The following is a 21,282-nucleotide window of genomic DNA, read 5'->3' as shown; positions in this document are numbered from 1 at the left end:
GCGGCCGTCGGCGCCTCGCGCGCCGCCGTGGACGCCGGCTGGTACCCGCACAGCAGCCAGGTCGGCCAGACCGGCAAGCAGGTCTCCCCGCAGCTCTACATCGCGGCCGGCATCTCCGGCGCGATCCAGCACCGGGCCGGCATGCAGACCTCGAAGACCATCGTGGCCGTCAACAAGGACCCCGAGGCCCCGATCTTCGAACTGGTCGACTACGGCGTGGTCGGCGACCTCTTCCAGGTGCTGCCGCAGCTCACCGCCGAGGTGAAGGCCCGCAAGGCCTGATCCCCGGACGACAGCGGAGGGCGTGGCACCGAGTGGTACTCGGTGCCACGCCCTCCGTCGTTCTTCGTCGTTCTCCGTCGTTCTCCGGCAGCACCCCCGGCACGCCGCCCTCCTCGGCCCAGCCCCCTCGGCGCCTGAGCGCCGGCCCCGCCCGTCGTCCCCGGAGCGCGGCGCGCGGGGCGGCGGCCCGTAGAGTCGGCGCCGACGCGCGACGCGGAGGCGGACACGCGGGTCGAGCGCGTGGCGCACGGGCGTGGCGCGGTGGCGTGGGACGAGGCGAGGACGGTGGCATGGCACTGCTGACGGCACTTCGGGGCGGTTTCGGCGACGGGGCGGAGGCGCTGCGGATCGACGGCCGGGCCCTCTCCCGGGAGGATCTGCTGGGCGCGGCGACCGCCGTCGCCGACCGGGTGGCCGGCGCCCCGGCGCTCGCGGTGCTCGCCCGGCCCACCGTCGAGACCGTCACCGCCGTGGTCGGCGGCCTGCTGGCGGGCGTCCCGGTGGTGCCGCTGCCGCCCGACTCGGGACCCAAGGAGCGCGAGCACATCCTGCGGGACTCCGGCGCGGCGCTGCTCGCGCACGCCGTCGGGGAGACGCTGCCGCAGGACACCTCGGTGGCGGGGCTGCCGGTCGACCCCGAGCAGCGCTCCGCCACCACCCACGCCGAGCCGGACGCCGCGTCGACCGGCTTCGTGCTCTACACCTCGGGCACCACCGGCGCGCCCAAGGGCGTGGTGATCCGGCGCGAGGCGATCGCCGCCGACCTGGACGCCCTCGCCGCCGCCTGGCAGTGGACCGCCGAGGACACCCTCGTGCACGGCCTGCCGCTGTTCCACGTGCACGGGCTGCTGCTCGGCGTGCTCGGCGCCCTGCGCACCGGCAGCGGCCTGGTGCACACCGGGCGGCCCACCCCGGCGGGGTACGCGGCGGCCGGCGGCAGCCTGTACTTCGGCGTGCCCACCGTCTGGTCCCGGGTGGCGGCGGATCCGGACGCGGCGGCCCGGCTCGCCGCGGCCCGGCTGCTGGTCTCCGGCAGCGCGCCGCTGCCCGTCCCGGTGTTCGAGAAGCTGGCGGCGCTCACCGGGCACGCCCCGATCGAGCGGTACGGGATGACCGAGTCGCTGATCACCGTCAGCACCCGGGCGGACGGCGAGCGGCGCCCCGGCAGCGTCGGGCTGCCGGTGGACGGGGTCCGCACCCGGCTGGTCGGCGAGGACGGCGCGCCGGTGCCCCGGGACGGGGAGAGCGTCGGCGAACTCCAGGTCAGCGGCCCGACGCTGTTCAGCGGTTACCTCAACCGGCCGGACGCGGACGCCGAGGCGTGGACGGCGGACGGCTGGTTCCGCACCGGTGACGTCGCGGTGATCGGGGCGGACGGCTTCCACCGGATCGTCGGCCGCGCCTCGGTGGACCTGATCAAGAGCGGTGGCTACCGGATCGGCGCCGGCGAGGTGGAGGCCGCGCTGCGCGACCACCCGGCGGTCGCCGACGCGGCGGTGGTCGGCGTGCCGGACGAGGACCTCGGACAGGCGATCGTCGCGTACGTCATTCCGGACGGCGCCGTGACGGGGGACCAGCTGACGGCCTTCGTGGCGGAGCGGCTCTCGGTGCACAAGCGGCCGCGCCGGGTCGTCCTGGTGCCCGAACTGCCCAGGAACGCGCTGGGAAAGGTGCTGAAGAAGCAGCTGCTGGCGGAGGCCGGCGGCCGCTGAGGAGGGGGATGCCGGACGCCCCCTCGGATGACGGCCGTTCACCCTGATGCGCCGTCGGTGCTCACCACCGGTGACCCTTCCATTGGCGCACTCCACTGCGCGCAGTGAGCGGACGCGTGCCTAACGTGACACGCAGGCAGGACCGAATCCCCGGACGACACGCCGCGGCTTCCGGTCGCAGGACCGGAAGCCGCGGCGTGCCGGGCGGGGACCCTGCCGACAAGCACGGCCAGTCCTGGCCGGTCACAGCAATCCGCTGCAGTCCGCAGCGATCCGCAGCAGTGAAGGAAGTCAGCACGATGACCACCGTCAACACCGGCGCGCCGGCGGCCGCCGGCGAACCGACCGGGCAGCAGCCCGCCGCCACCGTCCGTACCTCCCGTCCGTCCCGCACCGCGCGACTCCGTCGGGGGATAGCCATGGTGGCCGTGGTCGCGACCGGGGCGGGCGTGATCGGCCTCGGCCTCGGCGCCGGCCCCGCGGCCGCCGAGCCCGCCCCGGCGCACGCCGGGTGGGACGGCTCCAGGTACTGGTTCAAGAACAGCCAGGGGCAGTGGCGCTGGACCTCGCACTACAGCGTGTACGCGGCTCGCACCGGGGGTGGCTCCGCGTCCGCCGCCAAGGCCACGAGCGGCTCCGGCGGGATCCGGGAGGGCTGGGACGGCTCCCGCTACTGGTTCCGCAACAGCAAGGGCGAGTGGCGTTGGACCTCGCACTACGACATCTACCTGGACCGCACCGGCGGCGGCTCCTCGTCGGACTCCGCGGGCTCGGGCCACTACGACGACTCGGTCGCGGAGGACCGGGACGTCGAGACCGCCGTGCAGTTCGCCCTCGCCCAGCTGGGCGTACCGTTCCGCCGGGCCGGCAACGGGCCGGACGGCTACGACTGCTCGGGCCTGGTGCAGCAGTCCTTCCGGCGCGGCGGGATCGACCTGCCGCGCGTGGCCAACGACCAGTACGCGGCGACCACGCCGATCGGGGCGAGCCAGTTGCGCCGCGGTGACCTGCTGTTCTGGGCGCCGGACGGGACCGCCCGGGGCATCCAGCACGTGGCGATCTACCTGGGCGACAACAGGTACGTCGAGGCCGCGCGGCCCGGGACCAACGTCCGGGTCTCGGGGATCAGCAGCGGTTACTACCCGGCGTTCATGGGGCGCCCGTAGCGGGGCCGGACGCCCGCCCGTCGGGGGTGCCGGGTCTGCCCGGTGCCCCCGGCGGGCGCTGAGCGGGCGGGGCCCGGTGCTCGCCGACGCGTGGTCGGAGGTCCGTCGGGCGGGGCACGGCGCCGCGGGCGCCGAGGCCGGTGACGGCGAAGGCCCCGGCGGCGACGGCGGTGGCGGCCGCCTCGGACAGCGCGGCGCCGCGGGCGAGCGCGGCGGCCAGGGCGCCGCAGAAGACGTCGCCGGCGCCGGTGGTGTCGACCACCCGGACGGCGGGGGCGGGCAGTCGGGCGGACGTTCCGTCCACGGCGACCAGCGCACCCTCGCCGCCGAGGGTGACCACGGCGCCCTCGGCGCGTTCGGCCAGGACCCGGGCGGCCTCGGCGACGTCGGCGGCGCCGGTGAGCTGGCGGGCCTCGACGGCGTTCGCGACGACCAGCGGGCGGCGTCCGGAGGGGCCGGCGTCCGGCAGGGCCCCGGCGGGGGCGGTGTTGTGCAGCCAGCGGGTGCCGCCCGAGGGGCCCGCGGCGGGGAGGGCGGCGGCGGTCGCCCGGATGCACTCCGCGGGGACCTCGTTGCTGGTCAGGACCACGTCGACGGGGAGCAGGCGGAGGCGGGTGAGCGCGGCGGTGACCTCCTCCGGGGTGAGGTGGGCATTGGCGCCGGGCACGACGACGATGCTGTTCTCGCCGGACGGGTCGACCAGGACGATCGCCTGACCGGTGGGCGCCCCCGGGTGGGTGAGGACGGCGCCCGTCTCGACCTGCGCGCCCCGCAGATCGGCGAGCGCCGCCTCGCCCTCGGCGTCCCGCCCGACCTTGGCGACCAGGTGCGTCGCCGCCCCCAACTGGGTCGCGGCCACCGCCTGGTTGGCCCCCTTGCCGCCGAAGCCCCGGGCGGCGCCGGTGGCGAGGACGGTCTCACCGGGGGAGGGGAGCACGGGGCAGCGGAGGATGCGGTCGGTGTTGACCGAGCCGATGACGACGACCCGACCGGCGGGAAGCAGCTTCATCGTTCCTCTGTACGCGGCGGGGCGCGGGTGGCGCAAGGAGGCGGGCGGTGACGGGCGAACGCGGAGGCGAACGCGGGGCGGGCACGGTGTGAGCACAGAGCGGGCACGGGGCGTGCACGCGGGAGCGCGATGGTGCACGGGTGGGGGCGTGCGGAGCGTACGAGCGGGGCGCGCGCGGCAGGTCGACCCATCGGGCGCCCTGTGCTCCCGCCGTGGTGAAGGGGTGCAATTTTGATGTAGACCGGTCTGCATATTTCCGTCCATGGGCTCCTGACCTGGGCACATGCCGCTGTCACGGGGCAGACCGGGGCGTGGGGGCGGGCGCGCCGGGGAGGTATGGGGAGCGGCATGGCGCGGGTACCACCACGGGTGGCGCTGGTTCGACGGACGGGCGCGCTGCCCGGTGCGAACGGCATCGGGGGAAGTCGAGGGCAGGGGACGTTGTGATCGTCTGGGTCAATGGCACATTCGGGGCGGGCAAGACGAGCGCCTGCCGAGAGCTGGTGGAACTGCTGCCCGGGAGCGTGCTCTTCGATCCCGAGCTGGTGGGCTTCGGCCTGCGCCGGATGCTCCCGGCCGACCGGTTGGCGACGGTGTCCGACTTCCAGGACCTGGCGGCCTGGCGCCGGCTGGTCCCCGAGACGGCGGCGGCGCTGCTCGGTGAGGTCGGGGGCCCGCTGGTGGTCCCGATGACCCTGCTCAGGGAGGACTACCGGGACGAGATCTTCGGCGATCTGGCCTCGCACGGGATCACGGTGCACCACTTCGTGCTGGACCCTGAAGAAACGATCCTGCGCGACCGCATAGCCCACCGCGAGGAGTGCCCGGGCGATCCGCAGGGCAGCGAGCGGGTCCGCACCTGGTGCCTCGAACACCTGCCCCACTACCGCGCCGCCCGCCGCTGGCTGGTCGGGGACGCCCGGATGATCGACACCAGCGAGCTCTCCCCCCGGGAGACCGCGCACCGGATCGCCGAGCTGGTCCGGGTCGGCGCCGCCCGCTGTCCGATCGTCCAGACCCCGGACCCGACCGGGGACACCGTGGCCTCCGCCGTGCTGTTCTTCGACGAGCAGGACCGCGTGCTGCTGGTCGACCCGGTCTACAAGCCCGACTGGGACTTCCCCGGCGGCGTGGTCGAGCGCGGCGAGGCCCCCACCGACGCCGCCCTGCGCGAGACCGCCGAGGAGCTGGGCCTGCGCCTGGACCCGTCCACGCTGCGTTTGCTCGCCGTCGACTGGGAGCCGCGCACCGGCCCCCGCCGCGGCGGACTGCGGCTGATGTACGACGGCGGCCTGCTGGACGAGGAGGGCCGGCAGCACCTGCTGCTCCAGCAGGAGGAGCTGCGCAGCTGGCGATTCGTCACCCTGGACGAGGCCGGCGAGCTGCTGCCGCCGGGGCGCTACCGGCGGCTGGCGGCCGCGCTGGACGCGCGGCGGAGCGGCGAGCTGCAGTACCTGGAGGCGGGGAGCCGGGTGGCCGTCGGGCTGGCGAGCACGGCGGACGCGGCGTAGGGCCGGTACGGCGGACGCGGCGCTACAGCCGGTGGGCGCTACGGCCGGTGGGCGCGGTCGGTCGGTCGGCGGGGCCGGTCGGGGCGGGGCAGGGGCGTCGGGGCGGGATCCGTCGGCGCGGGGCGGCGGGCGGGGCGGGAGGCCGGCGTGGTGGCCCGTGGAACCCCATCCGGTGCACCTCCGGTGCGCCGTGCCGCGGTGGCGGGCGGGAGGATGGGGGCATGCCGTTCACGCTGAGCCATCCCGCCGCCGTCCTGCCCCTGCTGCGTGCCGCCGGCGCGCGCGGGCCCCTGGTGGCCTCGGCGCTCGTCGCCGGGTCGATGGCGCCGGACGTGCCGTTCTTCGCCGAGTCCCTGCTGCCCGGGGTGTACGCCCACGGCGGGCTGACGCACCGCTGGTGGGCGGTGCCGACGCTGGACGTGGCGGTCGCCGGCGCGCTGGTGGCCGGCTGGCACGGGCTGCTGCGCGCGCCGGTGGTGGCGCTGCTGCCCGAGCGCTGGGCGGGCGGCGCCGAGGCGCTGACCGCCCGCCGGGCTGCGGACACCCGGGACTCCGGGGACACCCAGGGCCCCGCAGGCGTCGGGGCGGTCGGTGGCGCGGCGTGGTTCGCGGCCTCGGCGGCGATCGGCGCGGCCACCCACGTCGGCTGGGACGCGTTCACCCACGGGGGCCGGCTGGGGGTGCGGCTGCTGCCCGTACTGGACCGGCCGGTGGCCGGGGTCCCGCTGTACGAGGCGGTGCAGTACGGCAGTTCGGCGCTCGCCCTGGCGGCGCTGGGCGGCTGGGCGGTGCGTGCGGTGCGGGCCGTGGAGCCGGTGCGGCCGGCCGTGCGGCTCGCGCCCCGGACCCGGCGCGCGGCCGTCGCGCTGCTGGGCGCGGCGACGGCCGCCGGGGTGGTGCACCGGCTGAGCCCACTGCGGCGGAACCTGGTGCCGGAGGTCTGCTTCGGCGCCGGGGCCGGGCTCGCGGCGGGCGCGGTCGGGTACGCGGCGGTGCTGGCGGCCGCCCGCCGACTGCGCGGCGGACGGCCGGACGCCGTCGGGCGGGCTCCCCGCGGCGCCGCCCCGAAGGTCCGTCAGACGGAGCGCAGTTCGGCGTAGCGGCGGAGGAACAGCGCCTCGGTGAGGGCCATCCGCTCCAGCTCCTGCGGGTCGACGCTCTCGTTGACCGCGTGGATCTGGGTGGTCGGCTCCTCGACGCCGATCAGCACGATCTCGGCCTGCGGGTAGAGCGAGCGCAGGGTGTTGCAGAGCGGGATCGAGCCGCCCTCGCCGGAGGTGACCATCGGGGTGCCGAAGGCCTCGGCCATCGCCTCGCCCATCGCCTCGTACGCCGGGCCGCCGGTGTCGGCGCGGAACGGCGCGCCGTTGCCCTGGCGCTCGACGGTGAGCCGGGCACCGAGCGGGACCTGCGCCTCCAGGTGGGCGACCAGCGCGTCCTGGGCGGCGTGCGGGTCCGAGCCCGGCGCGACGCGCAGGCTGATCAGGGCCTTGGCGGTGGCCTGGACGGAGGAGGTGGCGCCGATCACCGGCGGGGCGTCGATGCCGAGGACGGTGACGGCCGGGCGGGCCCAGAGGCGGTCCGCGATGGTGCCGGTGCCGGTCAGGGCGACGCCGTCGAGCACCTTGGCGTCGGCGCGGAACTGCTCCTCCGGGTACTGCACGCCGGACCAGGTCTGGTCGGCGGTCAGGCCGGCCACCGCGACGTCGCCGTTCTCGTCGTGCAGCGAGGCCAGTATCCGGACCAGGGACTGGAGGGCGTCCGGGGCGGCGCCGCCGAAGGCACCGGAGTGCAGGTTGCCGGCCAGCGTGGTGACCGTGGCCTCGACGACCGTCATGCCGCGCAGCGAGGCGGTCACGGTGGGCAGGCCGGGGGCGAAGTTGCCGGTGTCGCCGATGACGATGGCGTCGGCGGTGAGCAGCTCGGGGTGGGCCTCGGCGTAGCGCTCCAGGCCGCCGGTGCCCTGCTCCTCGGAGCCCTCGACGATGATCTTCAGGCCGACCGGGTAGGCGTCGCCGTGGACCTGACGCAGCGCCCGCAGGGCGGTCAGGTGCATCAGGATGTTGCCCTTGCAGTCGGCGGCGCCGCGCCCGTACCAGCGGCCGTCGCGCTCGGTCAGCTCGAAGGCGGGGCTGAGCCAGGCGTCCTCGTCCAGCGGGGGCTGGACGTCGTAGTGGGAGTAGAGCAGGACGGTCGGCGCGCCCTCGGGGCCGGGCAGCTCGCCGTAGACGGACTGGGTGCCGTCCGGGGTGTCCAGCAGCCGGATGCCGGTCAGGCCCTCGGCGGCGAAGGCCTCGGCGACCCAGTGCGCGGCCTTCTCGCACTCCTCGACCGGGAACTGGCGCGGATCGGCGACCGAGGGGAAGGCGACCAGCTCGGCGAGGTCGGTGCGGGCACGGTCCATCAGGGACCGGACGGCGTCGGCCAGGGGCTGTGACATCGGGGCTCCGAGGAGACGGTCCGCCCTGGGGTGGACCGGGCGGAGGAGGTGGTTTGCGGTAGTGCCGATCATAGGCGGGCGGAACGGGGAGTTCCGAGGGTGCGGGGTGAGCGGGTGGCGCCGGTGCGGGGGCGGCGCGCTCGCCAGGCGGGGCCGGACGCATAGGATTGCTCGACGTGACTGACTCCGGAAGCTCCGATTCCCGCAGCCCGCTCGACAGCCCGGCCGAGAACGGTCCGACCGACGACGCGGCCGCGCCGCTGGACGGCGTCTGGGACGTCGTGGTGGTCGGCGCCGGACCGGCGGGCTCCTCGGCCGCGCACGCCGCCGCGGCTCAGGGCCGCCGGGTGCTGCTGCTCGACAAGGCCGAACACCCCCGGTACAAGACCTGCGGCGGAGGCATCATCGGCCCCTCCCGGGACAGCCTGCCGCCGGACTTCCGGCTGCCGCTGCAGGACCGGGTGCACGCCGTCACCTTCGCCTACGACGGCAGGTACACCCGCACGCGGCGGTCCAAGCGGATGCTGTTCGGCCTGGTCAACCGTGACGAGTTCGACCTGCGCCTGGTGCAGGCGGCCAAGCAGGCCGGGGCGGTGCTGGTCACCGGAGTGACCGTCACCGGCGTCGAGCAGCGCGGCGGCGAGCACCGGACGGCGCTGGTGACGGCCGCCGACGGGCGGACCTTCGAGGCCCGTGCGGTGGTCGGCGCGGACGGCAGCGCGAGCCGGATCGGCCGGCACGTCGGTGTGACCTTCGACCAGATCGACCTCGGCCTGGAGGCGGAGATCCCGGTGCCGGCGCAGGTCGCCGCCGACTGGGCGGGCCGGATCCACCTCGACTGGGGCCCGCTGCCCGGCAGTTACGGCTGGGTGTTCCCGAAGACCGAGACCAGCAGCCTGACCGTCGGCGTCATCTCGGCGCGCGGCGACGGCGAGCGGACCAAGCAGTACCTCGCCGACTACATCCGCCGGCTGGGCCTGTCCGGGTTCACCCCCCAGGTCGAGTCCGGGCACCTGACCCGCTGCCGGGCCGAGGACTCGCCGCTCTCCCGCGGCCGGGTGCTGGTCGCCGGGGACGCGGCCGGACTGCTGGAGCCGTGGACCCGCGAGGGCATCTCGTACGCGCTGCGCTCGGGCCGGCTGGCCGGCGAGTGGGCGGTGAAGGTCGCCGAGGCGGGCGACGCGGCGGCGGTGCGGCGCGAGGCGCTGAACTACGCGTTCGCGGTCAAGGCCGGGCTGGGCGTGGAGATGCGCGCGGGCAAGCAGCTGCTGGGCGCCTTCGAGCGGCGGCCGTACCTGTTCCACGCGGCGGTCTGCCTGGTGCCGGCGGCCTGGCGGGCCTTCGCCCGGACCACCCAGGGGCACACCTCCTTCTCCCAGGTGCTGCGGCAGTACCGGGCCGCGCGGCGGCTGACGGCGATGGCCTCGCGGTAGCGCGGCAGCGCGGCCGTCGTGACGCGGGGCCGGTGCTCCTCCCCGGTGCGGGGAGGAGCACCGGCCCCGTCCTGCCTGCGGCGCGGGCTGCGCGGGCCCGGGTCGCGGCGGGCGTGTACGCGGGCCCGGGCGGGGCCGGGCGGGGCCGGGCGGGGCCGGGCGTGTACGTGGGCCCGGGCGGTCTCGGGCGGACTACTTGAGGCCGGTGTCCAGCGCGGACATCAGGGTGCCGGACGGGGTGTCGCCGGACATCTCCCAGATCATGCCGCCGAGCAGGTTCTTCGACTTGAGGTAGGCGGTCTTCTGCGCGATCGACCAGGCGTCGTCGAAGGTCCACCACTGGCCGCCGGCGCCCGTGTAGCCGTACGTCGCGACGGACTTGGGGTCGTGGTAGACCTTGAGGCCGGAGAGGCTGGTGGTCAGGTTGTTGTACCCGCGGGTTCCGGCCTCGTCGGAGAACTGGCCCGGTGCGGCGCCGTTCGCCGACTGCCAGGCGCCGTTCGCGCCGCCGTCCGCGACGCTCTGCCAGCCGCGCCCGTAGAACGGGAAGCCGATGGTCAGCTTGTGCGGGTTGACCCCGGCGTTCAGGTACGTCTGGACGGCCGTGTCCACGCTGAAGTGGGTGGTGTACGGGTCGTTCGGGTCCTGGTAGAGGTTGGAGGCGTGGCCGGTGCGGTTCGGCTCCCAGGAGTTGTCGCTGCCCGAGCCGTGGAAGTCGTAGCCCTGGACGTTGGCGATGTCCAGCGAGCCGAAGATCTTCGAGAGGTCCCAGCCGGCGGCGACCTTCGCCGGGTCGGCCGGGGTGAAGGCGGTGAGCAGCTTGTGCGAGCCGCCCAACGCGTCCAGCTGCTTGCGGAATTCGGCCAGCAGCAGGGTCAGGTTGCCCTTGTCGTCGGCGCTCCAGTGGTTGCCAGGGTGGCCGTCGCCGGAGCCGGGCCACTCCCAGTCGAGGTCGATGCCGTCGAAGATGCCGGCGGCCACGCCGTCGCCCCCGGCGCCGTTGTAGGCCGGCAGGTTGCCCTTGATCCAGGTGTCGATGCAGGACTTGACGAACTTCTGCCGGGACGCGTCGGTGGCGGCGGCGTCGGAGAAGTACTTGGAGTAGGTCCAGCCGCCGAGCGAGACGACCACCTTCAGGTTCGGGTACTTGGCCTTGAGCTTCTTCAACTGGTTGAAGTTGCCGCGGAGTTTGCCCCAGCCGTCGTCGGCCACGCCGTCCACCGACTGGTCGGCGCTCATCGCCCGGCCGTAGTCCGCGTCGGCGTCACCGGCGCCGGTGCCCTGGTCCGGGTCCTCCGGGTTGCCGCTGGTGCCCTTGGTGACGCCCGCCATGCAGGTCAAGTTGACCGGGTCGATGTTCTCGAAGGCGTAGTTGATGACGTCGAGCTTGGCGGCGGCGCCCGAGGTGTCCAGGTTCTTGACGAAGTACTGGCGGCCGTAGATGCCCCACTGGACGAAGTAGCCGACCCGGGCGTACTTTCCGGCGCCGACCAGGTCCGAGGTGGTCACGGAGAGCGGGGCGGACGCGGGTGAGGCGTTGTCGGCGGGGTCCCGGGCCTTCACGGTGAACGTGTAGGCGGTGGACGGCGACAGGCTGCCGACGGTCGCGCCGAGCGTGCTGCCGGTGACCGTGGCCGCCAGGGTGCTGCCCTGGTAGACGTCGTACGCGGCGACCCGGACGTTGTCGGTGGCGGCGTTCCAGGCGAGCTTCACGTCCGTCGAACTGACCGCCGTCGCACGGAGGTTGGTCGGTGCGGTGGGCGGCGAGGTGTCGGTGGACGGGTCGAAGGTGGACGCGGTGACGGACGGGCTGAGCGGGCCGGTGTTGCCGCGGCTGTCCTTGGCCCGGACGGTCAGGGTGTACGCGGTGGCCGGGGTGAGGCCGGTGACCAGCACGCCGGTGGACGGGCCGGAGGCGAGCACGGTGCCACCGCTCAGCACGTCGTAGCCGACGACCGGGAAGTCCCCGCCGGTGGCGGCCGGCCAGCTCAGCGCGAGCGTGTGCGCGGTGGACTCGGTCACCGTCGGGGTGCCCGGCGCGGACGGCGGGACGTCCGCGGAGCCGTCGCACTTGTCGCCGTTGATACGGCAGTTGAGCGGGGTGGAGACCGGCCCGTTGCCCACGAACCAGAAGCTGTACGGCTCGGTGGTGCTGTGGGCGTTGACGGTGGAGTTGTAGAACGCCGCCGTGGCGGTGACGTGCCGGCCGTTGACGGTGGCGGTGCCGTTGTAGCTGTTGCCGATGGTGACGCCGGCCGGGAGGTCGAACTCCAGGGTCCAGCCGCTCACCGCGGTGGCGTTGTCGTTGTGGACGATGTAGGTGCCCTGCCACCAGGAGCCGTTGTCGGCGGTGGTGAAGGTGGCGGTGAGCTTTCCGGCGGCGTTCGCCGGGGCGGCCAGCGCGGTGAGCGCGGCGAGGGGAAGGAGCAGGACGGAGAGCAGTGCCAGCAGTCTGCTGCGCACGCGCGGGCGCCCGGCCCGGGATCGAGCGGACATGGTTCTCCCTGTGGCTGTGGGGGTTGAACAGGGTGACGTAGAACCTTGGTTGATCCATTGATCCGTGTGCGATCGATGCCTGTGCCGTGGGGAGGCGAAGGCATGGGAACTGTAGGAGGACTGGACCAATGCGTCAACAGGTCTGTACCACTGATGGGCTCCCGGTCCCCGGCTTCGCTCCCGTCAGCTCGTCCCCGAGCGGGCTGCGCCGGTACAGCACCGAGCGGCCGTGCCGGGCCCGGGTGACCAGGCCGGTGGCGGCGAGGACGGAAAGGTGCTGGCTGACCGCGCCCGGGGTGACGCCGAGGCGGAAGGCGAGGTCGGTCGTGGAGGCGGGCTCGGCGAGCAGCGCGAGCAGCCGAGCCTTCGGCGCGCCGACCAGCGCCGCCACGGCCTGCGGCGGCACCGGCGTGCCCCGGCCGGCCGGCCCGGCCTGTCCGCGTGCCGGGTAACTGATCTGCGGCGCACGGTCATTGCTGATCATCGTGATCGCGCCGCGGACGAAGAAGGTCGGACAGAGCACCAGGCCGCGCCCGTCCACGGGCGTCTCCACGTCCCCGTCCGTCCAGTTCCGGCTGATCGACAGGACGCCGTTCTCCCAGTGGAGCCGGTGGTCCAGGTCGGCGAAGAGGGCCGCCGCGCCGTGTTGGGCGAGCAGCCGGGCGCGGTAGACCAGGTCGGCCTCCAGAACGGCGCGGGCCTGCGGCCACCAGGCGGGGGCGAGGCACACCTCCCAGTACTCCTCCAGCGTGTCGGCGATCCGCGCCAACAGCCGTTCCGGGCGGGCGAGTCCGGCGGCGAGTGCGGCGGGCAGCGGTTGGCCGTGCGAGAGGAACGTCTGCTCCAGTTCGGCGCGCAACTGCTCCGGCGGGAACGCCCGGACGGTCGCGATCTCGGAGCGGAACTCGGGGGAGGGGGAGGTGGGGCGCGGCGTCAGGAAGTCGGGGACGAAGCGGTTCTCGGCGACGAGCGACAGCAGAAGACGGGAGTCCAGCCGTTCGAAGGCGGGCCTGAGCTGCTCGAAGGCCCGGGTCTGGAGGTGGTAGACGCCCGGGTGGGTCCACATCCGCAGGCTGAGCGCCGCCTCGTGGATCGGGGAGACGGCGAACCAGGTGGTGGCGAGGTCGGCCAGGCGGAGCGTGAACCGGTGCACGGGGCATCCTTCTGCGGGGATCGGCCGGGGCAGGCAGTCCGGCTTCGGATTCAGCCAGAGCCTAAAGGAGTACTGGTCCGCTCCGGCGCGCGGTGGGATCCATGCATGACCACCTCGACGGCGGAGTCCTCCGCACCTTCCCCTGCCGTGCCCGAAGACCGGGCTGCGCCTGCGACCCCCCGTGCCACCGGGGTCGTCGCCGCGCTGCGACGCCGGCTGCACCCCGACCCGACAGTCCGTCGGCTGGCGGGGATCACCCTGGTCAACACGGTGGGCAACGGCCTCTCCCTCTCCGTCGCGGTGCTGTTCTTCACCCGGGTGCTCGGCCTGAGCGCCGCCCAGCTGGGCCTCGGGATGACCGCCGCCGGCCTGTGCGGGGTCGTCGCGAGCGTGCCGGCCGGCCGGGCCGCCGACCGCTGGGGTGCGCGGCGGGTGCTGGTGGTGCTGGTGTCGGTGCAGGCGATCGGCACCGCCGGGTACGCGCTGGTGCACAGCTACCCGGCGTTCGTGGCGCTGGCCTGCCTGGTCTCCGCCGTCGACCGCGGCTCCGCCGCCACCCGGAACGCGCTCTACGCCGAGGTGCTGCCCGCCGACCGCCGGGTGGCGGGCCGGGCCCACCTGCGGGTGGTGACCAACGTCGGGATCTGCCTGGGAACGGCCATCGGCGCGATCGCGCTCCAACTGGACACCCGGCCGGTGTACCTGACGGCGATCCTGGCCGACGCCGCCTCCTACGTGGCCGTCGCCGTGCTGTTCCACCGCCTCGACATCCCGCAGCGCTCCTCGGTGACCGGAGCGTCGGAGTCCGGGGCGGCAGTGTCCGAGCCGTCCGCGAAGACCGGAGTCGCGAACCCGTCGGACCCCTCGGGCCGGGGCGTCAAGCAGGGCCGGCGGCCGAACCCGGCGCTGCGCGACGGCCCGTTCCTGGCCGTGACGGTGCTGAACGCACTGCTCTGCCTGCAGTTCGCCGTCCTTGAGGTCGGCATACCGCTCTGGATCGTCCAGGAGACCGACGCGCCGCGGATCACCGTCGCGGGCACCCTGATCGTCAACACCCTGCTGGTGATCACCCTGCAGGTGCGGGCCACCCGGGGCACCGAGGAGCGGATGGAGGCCGCCCGGGCCTGCGGGCGCGCCGGAGTGGTGCTGGCCGCCTCCTGCCTGGTCGTCTCGCTGGCGCACGGTCTGCCCGCGGGCGTCGCGGCCGTGGTGGTGCTCGGCGGGGTCGCGCTGCAGTCGCTCGGCGAGGTCGTCGCGCAGGCGGGCGGCTGGGCGCTCAGCTACGACCTCGCGGGTGAGCGCGATCACGGTGCCTACCAGGGCGTGTTCAACGCGGGGACGGCGGCGGCGCTGATGGCCGGCCCGGCGCTGGTCGGCACCCTGGTCATCGGGTACGGCATGGTCGGCTGGGTCGTCCTGGGCACGGTGCTGGCCGCGGCGGGCCTGGCGATGCGCCCCGCCGTCCGGTGGGCCGGGCGGCGGGACGCGAGCCCCGGCGCGGTGCGAGACGAGCCGGCCGCGGGCCGGCTACTCGGGGACGATCGCCATCGCCTCGATCTCGATCAGCACCTCGGGCTTGAACAGGGCGGCCACCTGCATCGCGGAGGAGGCCGGCAGCGGAAGGGAGCCGAAGTGCTCGTCGCGGGCCTCGCGGACGGCCGAGAGGTGGGCGATGTCCGTCATGAAGTAGGTGAGCTTCACGACGTGCTCGAACCCGGCCCCGGCGGCGGCCAGGCAACGCCGCAGGTTCTCGAAGACCTGCCGCGCCTGCGCCTTCGGATCGCCCTCGCCGACCAGGTTCCGCTGCTCGTCGAAGGCGACCTGGCCGGACACCTGGACCGTCCGGCCGCTGCCGGTGACGACCTGGGTGTAGCCGGTACCGGGCGCGACTCCGGGGGGCTCGGTGATGTGGGTGAGGTGAGAGGTGGTCATGGCGCGGATCCTGATCCATGATCCACCGGAGCCGCAAGCCCCGGCCCCGACGGCCGACCGGCCTCAGCGCACCACATCGGGCAGTTCGCGCAGGAACGGGCGGTCGGTGAACGGGAGTTGGGCGGCCGGTCCGCCCGAGCGCAGCACCACGTCGAGGACGGCGTCCGGATTGGCGGCGTAACCACCGCTGGCCCACGCCGCGTTGGCCTCCACCACGGCCCAACGGCCGTTCTCCGTACGCCCGACGTCCACCACGGTGGCACTGGGCAGCGGCGCGTCCGACGCCGACGCGGCCAGCACGTCGGCGGTGAACGCGAGCACCTCGGCGGTCTCCCCGGCGGTCTCCCCGGCGGGTGACCCGGCGGTCTCCAGCGGCGCGACGGACAGGTCACCGTCCACGGCGTAGCGCGAGCCGGCCCGCACCGCGCCGTCCAGGACGAACAGCCGGTACTCGACGCCGAACCGAACGACCTCGCTCACCAGCACCGGCGTGTCACCGTCCAGCAGTTCGGGCCCCGGCAGCGTCCCGCCGTCGGGGTGGACCCGGGCGGCGAACAGCTTGTCCACCGGCGGCTTGACGAAGGCCGGGCGGCGCAGCCGGCGCGCCTCGGCCAGGGTGCCGAAGGAGACCCGGCGTCCGGTCAGCGCGAGCGGCAGCCGGGTCAGCCAGTCGGCGGCGGGCTCCAGCAGGCCGAGGCCGAGCTCCCGTCCGACGGCGTCGCCGAACAGCGGTCCGCCGTACACGTGCACCGCCGAGCCGCGCAGCCCGGGCGGCGCCTGCCAGGACGTCGCGGTGCACGCCCGCAGGCCGCGGCGTCCGGCGGCGGTGCGGAGCTGGAGGCCCGTCTCGTTGATGCGCGGCGCGAGCAGCAGGACGGGATCGGCGGTGGTCATGGCGACGATGCTGCCCCCGGTGCGGGGCCCGCCACCACCGGATTTCGGCGGGGAGGAGCGGCCGGGAGCCGGTCCCGCCCGGCCGGCCGGCTCCGGCCGAGGGGCGGGTGGGCTCTGGCCGAGGGGCGGGTGGGCATGCCAGAGTCGTGCCGCGTCGTCCGGGGCACCTCCCGGACCGCACCCGCAGTTCCGACCCACCCGCAGTCCGACCCACCCGCAGTCCGACCCACCCTCAGCCGGAAAGCAGGCCCGCCGATGACCAGCGCAGCGCCCCTCGTCCACGTCAGCACCGCCGACGCCGTCACCACGCTCACCCTCGACTCGCCGCACAACCGCAACGCGCTCTCCACCCGGCTGATGGCCGAACTGCACGCCGGGCTGGCCTCCGCCGCGGCCGACCCGGAGGTCCGCGCGGTGGTGCTCGGACACACCGGAAAGGTGTTCTGCGCGGGTGCCGACCTCTCCGAGGCGACCGGCGCGGACCCGACGGTCGGCCCGCGCGGCCTGGTCGAGCTCCAGCGGGCGATCGTGGACTGCGCGAAGCCGGTGATCGCCGTCATCGACGGGCACGTCCGGGCCGGCGGGCTCGGTCTGGTCGGCGCGGCCGACCTCGCCGTCGCCGGACCGGCCTCGACCTTCGCCTTCACCGAGGTGCGGCTCGGCCTCGCGCCCGCCGTCATCTCGCTGCCGCTGCGCCCGAAGCTGGAGCCGCGCGCCGCCTCCCGCTACTACCTCACCGGCGAGGTCTTCGACGCCGCCGAGGCCGCCCGGATCGGGCTGATCACCAGCGCCACCGACTCCGCCGAGTCCACCGGCGTGGTGTTGAAGGGCCTGCTGGACGCGCTGCGCCTGGGCTCCCCGCAGGGCCTGGCGGAGTCGAAGCGACTGGCCAACGCCGAGGTGGTGCGCTCCTTCGAGCGGGACTCGGACGAGCTGGTGGAGCTGTCGGCGCGGCTCTTCGGCTCGGAGGAGGCGCAGGAGGGGATGCGGTCGTTCCTGGAGAAGCGGCCCGCGCGCTGGGTGCGCTGACGGCGGGGTTCCCCGGGCGACGGGCCCGCTGGCCCGGGGGGCTGCGCCGCCCCCCGGGCCAGCGCGTGTGCTGGCGTCCCCGGGCGTCGCGGCCGCCCGCGTGCGGCGGCGTCACGACCAGCGGACCGCCGCCGCGTCGCTCCACACGGCGAGCAGGTCCTGATCGCCGATCGCCTTGGTCTCCGTGGCCTGCTCGGCGGACAGCCGGTTCCACAGCAGCAGGTAGAGCTCGTGGGCAGGGCCGGTGAGGGTCAGGTCGGCCGGCTCGGAGCTCTCGCCGGTGGTGACGACCGGCGGCTCCTGGGTGATGGTCAGTCGCCAGGAGCCGGCCCCGTCGGTGGCCCGGACCTGGAGGGTGCGCGGCCGGTCGCTGCGCAGCGCGGAGCGGCTGCGGGTCATGAAGCCGCTGACCAGTTCGTCGATGCCGTCCAGGGCGAGGGCGGTGTCCACGACCGGACCGGGCGCCCCGGCGGCGGCGTCGGCGTCATGGCGGTGGATGGAGGTCTCGTGCGCCTGGCGCCGGGCCCAGAACGCCAGCGGGCGGGGCGAGGGCAGGAAAGTCCAGCACTCCAGGTCGGCGGGCGCGGCGGTGAGCACGTCCACCAGGGCGGCGTGGCCCTCGCGGTACCAGTCGAGCAGTGCGGCGTCCGAGGGCATCGGCCCGACGGCGGCCTGCGCGTCCGCTTCGTCCGGCCGGGCCCGCAGGCCCTGGGAGGGAATGGCGGCGGCCCAGCGGTGGACGGAGCCGATGTGCCGCAGCAGGTCCGTCAGCCGCCACTCCGGGCAGGTCGGTACGGGGGCGGACAGCTCGGTGCGGGCTGCGGCCTCGGCGAGCCGGGTGCCTTCGAGGCGCAGCGCGTCGATGTGCTCGGTGATCTCCATGGGACGGAGTCTTCCACCGCGATCGGCCGCCGGTCGCGGACTTCGGACATTTCCTCGGACGCCTCCCGGCGATCGGGCGGACGCTACGGGCCGGTAACGTGAGCGCATGCCGATAACCCGTTCCCTCGTCTCAGCCGTCCGGACCGGTGGCCGCCGCGCCGCCGGACGCCTGGTCCACCGGGGCTGGCGCTGGGTGCAGCGGACCGGCGCGGTCACCAACCGCAACCCCGGCCCGTACCGGTTCGGCGAGCTGGGGGACGGCACGACGCTCAGCTTCCCGCTCGGGGCGGTGTTCAACGAGCAGTGGATCACCATCGGGCCGTTCTCGATCATCGGCGAGCGGGTCACCATCAGCGCCGGGTTCCTGCCCGGGCTCGACCTCGGGCCGGAGCCGATCGTGCGGATCGGCGGTGGTTGCGTGATCGGCCGGGACAGCCACATCGTCGGCCACCAGTCGATCGTCATCGGCGACGACGTGTGGACCGGGCCTGGCGTGTACATCAGCGACCAGGCGCACGAGTACCGGGACACCGAGCTGCCGATCGGCAAGCAGTGGCCGCGCAACGAACCGGTGGAGATCGGCGCGGGCAGCTGGATCGGCACCGGTTCGGTGATCCTGCCGGGGGCGCGGATCGGCCGCAACGTGGTGGTCGCGGCGGGGGCCGTGGTGCGAGGTGAGGTGCCCGACCACAGCGTGGTCGCCGGGGCGCCGGCCAAGGTGGTGCGCCGCTGGACCGAGGACGAGGGCTGGCAGCCGCCGCTGCGCCACGACGCTCCGCAGCCGGTGCCGGACGGCGTGACCGCGGAGCAGCTGCGCGCCCTGGTCGGCTGGGACCTGCGACTGCCGGGGGAGCCGGGCTGACGTCGCCCGCGAAGGGGCCGGCGCCCTCCGCCCGGTGCAGCGCCTTGAACTCGCGAGCGGCCTGAACTACCCCGCGAGGGAAGCTTGTTCGGCGGTGCGGGCGGTGATGGCGGCGGTGATCCGCGGGATGTCGGCGGGGCGCGTCGGATCCAGACCGGTCAGCGCGGCGATCCGGCGCAGCCGGTAGTCGACGGTGTTCGGGTGCAGGTGCAGGGCGCTCGCGGTGTGCCGGCGGTTCAGGCCCCCGGCCAGGTGGGTGCGCAGAGTGATGAGCAACTCCCCGCTGTCGGCCAGCGGTTCGAGCAGAGCGGCGAGCCGGGAGCGGGCCTGGCCGGGCCGGGTGAGCTGGTACTCCAGCAGGACGTCGTCCAACCGGTGCAGGCCCGGAGGCCGGCCGAACGCCCGGGCCACGTCCAGGACTTCGTGGGCGAGGGCGGCCGCGCCGGGCACCTCGGCGGGGGCCGCGGAGGCCGCCCCGGCCAGTACCGGGGCGCCGGCCGCGCGGGCCGCCGCGGCGAGGGTGGCGGCGAGCAGCGGCCAGGGCGCCTCGTCGGGATCGTCCCCGTCCGGACCGGGTGACGGCCCGAACGGGACGAGCACCAGGCCGCCCGTGGGGGTGAGTGCGGTGAGTGCCGACTGCCGGGTGCGGTGGTCGAGTTCGGCCTCGAACCGGCGGAGCTTGCGGCGGGCGGCGATGCCCGGGTCGACGCCGGGGGAGCGCTCGTCGGGATGGTCGGCGACGGACAGGCAGAGCACGGCGTACCCCGTGGGCAGCCGGAGCCCGGCGCGGCCGGCGGCCTCGTCGGCGGGGGTGCCCGCGAGGAGCGCGCCGAGCAGGGAGCGCCGGGTGGCGCCGCGCCGGTCGGTGGTCGGGTGCCGGCCGTCGAGGTAGCCCGCCCCGGCGGCGGTGGCGGCCCGGCGGAGCTGGTCGAGCAGCAGCCGGTTGAGAACGAGCAGGTCGGCGGCGTCGCCGTCCCGGGCGTGCCGGGTCACGAACTCCCAGCAGACCTCCAGGCCGAGGTGGTGGGCGAGCAGCACGGCGTCCAGCGGCAGGCCTTCCTCGGCGCGCCGGGCGGCGGCCTCCCGGACGGCGGTGAACTCCTCGGCGGGGGCGGGGACCCCGGTCCGTACGGTGTGGGCGAGGGCGCGGATGCGGCGTTCGGTGTCCCGGGTCAGCTCGCCGGTGAGTTGCTCGCGGGGCATCCGGCGGTAGGCCGGCACCCGCTCCACCAGGGCGGCGACCACGGTCTCGGCCAGCTCCCGCGCGCCGCCGAGCAGTCGCTGGTCGGCCGGGAGCCCGCCGATCGCCGGGACGCGCCAGTCCGGCGGCCGGTCGGAGGTGTTCGGGGGCGGGCAGTGGGGTGCGTTGTGACCGGTCACAGAGAACACCGTCCAGGTCTGGGGGACGCCCAAGGGCCGGGCCGGAGGGGCGACCGCATGATGGAGCCCTCGGGTTACCTGTTGGTAACAAACTTCCGCTGTGGAGGCAACAGTTGAGAACCCCACTTCTCCGCTTCCCCGCAACTCCCGTGCGCGGCAGGGCCGGTGGCGCTCTGGGCGTCCTGCTGCTGGCGGGGGCGCTGCTGGTCGGGGCGACGGCGTCGCCGGCGGGCGCCGCCACGTCCCCTTCGGCGCCGGCTGCCGCTGCCGTGACCGCAACGCCTGACGGATCCGCCGAACTGCCGCCCGACGGTGACACGGTGGCCTCACCGCCCGGCGCCAACGACTGGACCTGCCGGCCGAGCACCGCGCACCCCGACCCGGTCGTCCTGGTGCACGGCACCTTCGCCAACCGCTACGAGAACTGGCTGGCGCTCTCCCCGCTGCTGAAGAGCCTCGGGTACTGCGTCTTCGCCCTCGACTACGGGACCATTCCCGGCATCACCTCCAGCGGCAGCGGCCTGCTGCTGCCGATCGGCGGCCTCGGGCCGGTCCCGGAATCGGCGGCCCAACTCGCCCGGTTCGTGGACCTGGTGCGGAACGCGACCGGTGCCGCCAAGGTCGACATCGTCGGGCACTCCCAGGGCGGCATGATGCCGAACTACTACCTCAAGTTCCTCGGCGGCGCCTCCAAGGTCGGCAGGATGGTCGGGCTGGCGCCGTCCAACCACGGCACGACGCTCGACGGGATCACCAACCTGGTGCCGTACTTCCCGGGCGTCGCGGACCTGATCTTCACGGTCTGCCAGGCCTGCCGGGACCAGGCGGTGGGTTCCGACTTCAACAAGGTGATGGCCTCCCGGCCGGACACCGTGCCGGGAGTGAGCTACACCGTGGTCTCGACGGTCCTCGACGAGGTCGTCACCCCGTGGCGGACCCAGTTCCTGAGCGGCCCGGGCGTCGACAACGAGGTGGTGCAGGGGCACTGCCCGGTCTCGCTGGTGGAACACGTCGGGATCGCGTTCTCGCCGACGGCGCTGCACCTGGTGACCAACGCCCTGGACCCGGCGCACGCCACACCGGTGCTCTGCGGGTGAGTCC

17 protein-coding genes and 1 pseudogene are annotated in these 21,282 nt (G+C 74.9%); 10 read left to right on the top strand and 8 right to left on the bottom strand.

Annotated elements, in window-relative coordinates; all coding sequences use genetic code 11:
- The 3 genes from ACZ6EM_RS31575 to ACZ6EM_RS31565 all read left to right on the top strand — a co-directional run.
- Positions 1–282, top strand: a 282-nt coding sequence (locus ACZ6EM_RS31575) for an electron transfer flavoprotein subunit alpha/FixB family protein (RefSeq protein ID WP_355269736.1), incomplete at its 5' end; no start/stop codon positions are given.
- 290 nt (positions 283–572) lie between these two features.
- Positions 573–1,994 (top strand): AMP-binding protein, encoded by a 1,422-nt coding sequence (locus tag ACZ6EM_RS31570; protein ID WP_401055002.1) that lies wholly within the window; start codon positions 573–575, stop codon positions 1,992–1,994.
- A gap of 299 nt (positions 1,995–2,293) precedes the next feature.
- Positions 2,294–3,160, top strand: a complete 867-nt coding sequence (locus tag ACZ6EM_RS31565; protein WP_401055003.1) for a C40 family peptidase — start codon at positions 2,294–2,296, stop codon at positions 3,158–3,160.
- On the opposite strand, the gene ACZ6EM_RS31560 is transcribed toward ACZ6EM_RS31565, so the two are convergent.
- A complete protein-coding gene (locus ACZ6EM_RS31560) occupies positions 3,144–4,169 on the bottom strand; it encodes a ribokinase (protein WP_465773823.1) in 1,026 nt (341 codons plus the stop codon). The genes ACZ6EM_RS31565 and ACZ6EM_RS31560 overlap by 17 nt on opposite strands.
- A gap of 443 nt (positions 4,170–4,612) precedes the next feature.
- Here ACZ6EM_RS31560 and ACZ6EM_RS31555 point away from each other — a divergent pair, with 443 nt between their 5' ends.
- Positions 4,613–5,680 carry an NUDIX hydrolase gene (locus ACZ6EM_RS31555; protein ID WP_380545947.1) on the top strand — a complete coding sequence of 356 codons (1,068 nt, stop codon included), beginning with the start codon at positions 4,613–4,615 and terminating at the stop codon, positions 5,678–5,680.
- Between the two features lie 221 nt (positions 5,681–5,901).
- Positions 5,902–6,780: a DUF4184 family protein gene (locus tag ACZ6EM_RS31550; RefSeq protein ID WP_465773822.1), complete on the top strand. Its 879-nt coding sequence runs from the start codon at positions 5,902–5,904 to the stop codon at positions 6,778–6,780.
- Here the strand turns inward: ACZ6EM_RS31550 and ACZ6EM_RS31545 are convergent.
- Positions 6,756–8,120 (bottom strand): dipeptidase, encoded by a 1,365-nt coding sequence (locus ACZ6EM_RS31545; protein WP_359915229.1) that lies wholly within the window; start codon positions 8,118–8,120, stop codon positions 6,756–6,758. The genes ACZ6EM_RS31550 and ACZ6EM_RS31545 overlap by 25 nt on opposite strands.
- A gap of 176 nt (positions 8,121–8,296) precedes the next feature.
- Here ACZ6EM_RS31545 and ACZ6EM_RS31540 point away from each other — a divergent pair, with 176 nt between their 5' ends.
- Positions 8,297–9,553 (top strand): geranylgeranyl reductase family protein, encoded by a 1,257-nt coding sequence (locus ACZ6EM_RS31540; protein WP_401054124.1) that lies wholly within the window; start codon positions 8,297–8,299, stop codon positions 9,551–9,553.
- Positions 9,554–9,745: 192 nt separating this feature from the next.
- Here the strand turns inward: ACZ6EM_RS31540 and ACZ6EM_RS31535 are convergent, their stop codons facing one another.
- Positions 9,746–12,049 (bottom strand): glycosyl hydrolase family 18 protein, encoded by a 2,304-nt coding sequence (locus ACZ6EM_RS31535; RefSeq protein ID WP_465773821.1) that lies wholly within the window; start codon positions 12,047–12,049, stop codon positions 9,746–9,748.
- A 133-nt stretch (positions 12,050–12,182) separates the two neighbouring features.
- Positions 12,183–13,202, bottom strand: coding sequence for an ArsR/SmtB family transcription factor (locus ACZ6EM_RS31530; RefSeq protein WP_465773820.1), 1,020 nt, complete (start codon positions 13,200–13,202; stop codon positions 12,183–12,185).
- A gap of 105 nt (positions 13,203–13,307) precedes the next feature.
- On the opposite strand from ACZ6EM_RS31530, the pseudogene ACZ6EM_RS31525 reads away from it, so the two are divergent.
- Positions 13,308–14,408: pseudogene (locus tag ACZ6EM_RS31525) on the top strand (MFS transporter); the annotation flags it as partial.
- A 321-nt stretch (positions 14,409–14,729) separates the two neighbouring features.
- On the opposite strand, the gene ACZ6EM_RS31520 reads toward ACZ6EM_RS31525, so the two are convergent.
- The gene (locus tag ACZ6EM_RS31520) at positions 14,730–15,134 is read right to left on the bottom strand and encodes a RidA family protein (RefSeq protein WP_380545934.1); all 405 of its coding nucleotides are present in this window, start codon (positions 15,132–15,134) and stop codon (positions 14,730–14,732) included.
- A 63-nt stretch (positions 15,135–15,197) separates the two neighbouring features.
- Positions 15,198–16,028, bottom strand: a complete 831-nt coding sequence (locus ACZ6EM_RS31515) for an ATP-grasp domain-containing protein (RefSeq protein WP_465773819.1) — start codon at positions 16,026–16,028, stop codon at positions 15,198–15,200.
- 255 nt (positions 16,029–16,283) lie between these two features.
- On the opposite strand from ACZ6EM_RS31515, the gene ACZ6EM_RS31510 reads away from it, so the two are divergent.
- The gene (locus ACZ6EM_RS31510) at positions 16,284–17,057 is read left to right on the top strand and encodes an enoyl-CoA hydratase family protein (protein WP_380353113.1); all 774 of its coding nucleotides are present in this window, start codon (positions 16,284–16,286) and stop codon (positions 17,055–17,057) included.
- Between the two features lie 111 nt (positions 17,058–17,168).
- On the opposite strand, the gene ACZ6EM_RS31505 is transcribed toward ACZ6EM_RS31510, so the two are convergent.
- Positions 17,169–17,939 carry a maleylpyruvate isomerase family mycothiol-dependent enzyme gene (locus tag ACZ6EM_RS31505; RefSeq protein ID WP_401048562.1) on the bottom strand — a complete coding sequence of 257 codons (771 nt, stop codon included), beginning with the start codon at positions 17,937–17,939 and terminating at the stop codon, positions 17,169–17,171.
- A 106-nt stretch (positions 17,940–18,045) separates the two neighbouring features.
- On the opposite strand from ACZ6EM_RS31505, the gene ACZ6EM_RS31500 reads away from it, so the two are divergent.
- Entirely contained in the window at positions 18,046–18,801 is a 756-nt protein-coding gene (locus ACZ6EM_RS31500) for an acyltransferase (protein WP_401048564.1), read from the top strand.
- A gap of 66 nt (positions 18,802–18,867) precedes the next feature.
- On the opposite strand, the gene ACZ6EM_RS31495 is transcribed toward ACZ6EM_RS31500, so the two are convergent.
- The gene (locus ACZ6EM_RS31495; RefSeq protein ID WP_465773818.1) at positions 18,868–20,181 is read right to left on the bottom strand and encodes a PucR family transcriptional regulator; all 1,314 of its coding nucleotides are present in this window, start codon (positions 20,179–20,181) and stop codon (positions 18,868–18,870) included.
- A gap of 203 nt (positions 20,182–20,384) precedes the next feature.
- On the opposite strand from ACZ6EM_RS31495, the gene ACZ6EM_RS31490 reads away from it, so the two are divergent.
- Positions 20,385–21,278, top strand: coding sequence for an esterase/lipase family protein (locus tag ACZ6EM_RS31490; protein WP_401048571.1), 894 nt, complete (start codon positions 20,385–20,387; stop codon positions 21,276–21,278).
- Positions 21,279–21,282: the final 4 nt, after the last annotated feature.

Source organism: Kitasatospora sp. NPDC041917 (assembly GCF_055589745.1).
The sequence above is the reverse complement of the archived record's forward strand: the minus strand, read 5'-3'. Positions and strand labels throughout refer to the sequence as shown.